The organism is Teichococcus aerofrigidensis (assembly GCF_054073225.1).
In genome coordinates, this window is sequence record NZ_JBSXMU010000230.1 from 1 (window position 1) to 2,122 (window position 2,122).

Here is a 2,122-nt window from a genome sequence, read left to right on the forward strand (position 1 = left end):
GGCCGGGCCGGCGCCGGCGGCCAGCAGCGCGGCGGCCAGGAGGAGGATGCGGGCGGGGGGGCGCGGCACGGGGGCGGACATGACCATGCGGCGGAGCCTAGAGCAGCGCCCGACCGGAGGGAACCGCCGAGCGATTCCCGCCGGTCGGACACAAGCCCTTCTGGAAACTTTGTTTTCCGGCACCTTTCGGCCGGGCCTGAAAAGAAGGCCGGCCGGGGCTTACACGCCGTCAGCTTTTGTCACGAAGTCCCGCCGGCGCCTCACATGCCGCCGATGTAGTTCGGCCCGCCGCCGCCTTCCGGCGTGCACCAGTCGATGTTCTGGTCCGGGTCCTTGATGTCGCAGGTCTTGCAGTGGACGCAGTTCTGCGCGTTGATCACCAGCCGCGGCTCGCCCTCCTCGGCGCCCACCGCCTCGTAGACGGCGGCCGGGCAATAGCGTGCCTCCGGCGCGCGATAGACATCCCAGTTCACCGGCCGCCACTTCGCCGGGTCCTTGAGCTTCAGGTGCGCCGGCTGGTCCTCCTCATGGTTGGTGTTGGAGAGGAAGACGGAGGAGAGCCGGTCGAAGGTCAGCTTGCCGTCCGGCCGGGGGTAGGCGATCTTCCGGCTCTGCTCCGCCGGCCGGGTCGTCTTGTTGTCGGCGTGATGCGCCAGGGTCCAGGGCGACCTGCCGCGGGTGAGGTAGGTCTCCAGCGCGGCGTTGACCATGCCGCCCCACAGGCCCCATTTGGCGAAGCCGGGGCGGATGTTCCGCACCGCCTGCAGCTCCTCCCACACCCAGCTCTTCTCCAGCGCCTCGGGATAGGCCGTCAGCACCGGCTCCGACACCTCCTCCGCGATGGCGGCGGCCACCGCCTCGGCGGCCAGCATGCCGGACTTCATGGCCGTGTGGGTGCCCTTGATCTTCGGCACGTTGAGGAAGCCCGCCGTGTCGCCGATCAGCGCGCCGCCCGGGAAGACCAGCTTCGGGATCGACTGGAAGCCGCCCTCGTTCAGCGCGCGGGCGCCATAGGCGATGCGCTTGCCGCCCTCCAGCATCTTCCGCACCTCGGGGTGGGTCTTGAAGCGCTGCATCTCGTCGAAGGGGGAGAGCCAGGTGTTCGGGTAGTCCAGCCCGACGACGAAGCCGATCGAGACCAGGTTCTCGCCGAACATGTAGAGCCAGGCGCCGCCATAGGTGTCGCTGGCGAGCGGCCAGCCGACGGAGTGCCAGATCTTGCCCGGCGTGTGGCCGGCCGAGGGGATCTCCCAGAGTTCCTTGATGCCGAGGCCATAGGTCTGCGGCTGCACGCCGTCGCGCAGGCCGTACTGCGCCATCAGCTTCTTGGTCAGCGAGCCGCGGCAGCCCTCGGCGAAGAGGGTGTAGCGGGCGCGCAGCTCCATCCCCGGCTGGTAGTTCGGCCCCTCCTCGCCCTCGCGCGTGATGCCCATGACGCCGGCGACCACGCCGCGGACGATGCCGTCCTCGACGATGGTCTCGGAGGCGGCGAAGCCGGGATAGATCTCGACGCCCATCGCCTCGGCCCTGGCGCCGAGCCAGCGGCAGACATTGCCGAGGCTGACGATGTAGTTGCCGTGGTTGTGCATCTGCGGCGGCGTCGGCAGCCTGTAGGCCTTCGTCTCCGTCAGGAACATGAAGCTGTCGTCGGCGGCCGGGGTGGCCAGCTCCGGCGGGTCGTCGCGCCAGTCGGGGAGCAGCTCGTCCAGGGCCCGCGGCTCGATCACCGCGCCGGAGAGGATGTGGGCACCGATCTCGCTGCCCTTCTCCACCAGGCAGACCGAGGCCTCGGGGGAGAGCTGCTTGAGGCGGATCGCCGCCGCCAGGCCGGCCGGCCCGCCGCCGACGATCAGCACGTCGAATTCCATGCTCTCGCGTTCGCTCACGTCCTACTCTCCCTTGGTTCCCGCCCAGCGCCTTAACCCGATCGCGGGTTGCGCGGAACCCCGCGCGGGCGCGATATGGCGGGTACCGATGAGCCCCGTCCCACCCACCGCTTTTCCCGAGGCCGCCCTGCTGCTGGCCGCCCTGCGTCTGCAATGCGACTGGGGCGCCGACGAGGCCCTGGCCGAGCTGCCGCTCGACCGCCTGGCCGCCCCGCCGCCGCAGGCCGCGCCCGAGC

General features: G+C 70.5%; 1 protein-coding gene. It reads right to left on the reverse strand.

What is annotated here, in order from left to right:
- Positions 1–260: 260 nt before the first annotated feature.
- Complete coding sequence (locus ACVMLK_RS20815) at positions 261–1,886, reverse strand: electron transfer flavoprotein-ubiquinone oxidoreductase (RefSeq protein WP_198367679.1); 1,626 nt, start codon at positions 1,884–1,886, stop codon at positions 261–263.
- Between the last annotated feature and the right edge of the window lie 236 nt (positions 1,887–2,122).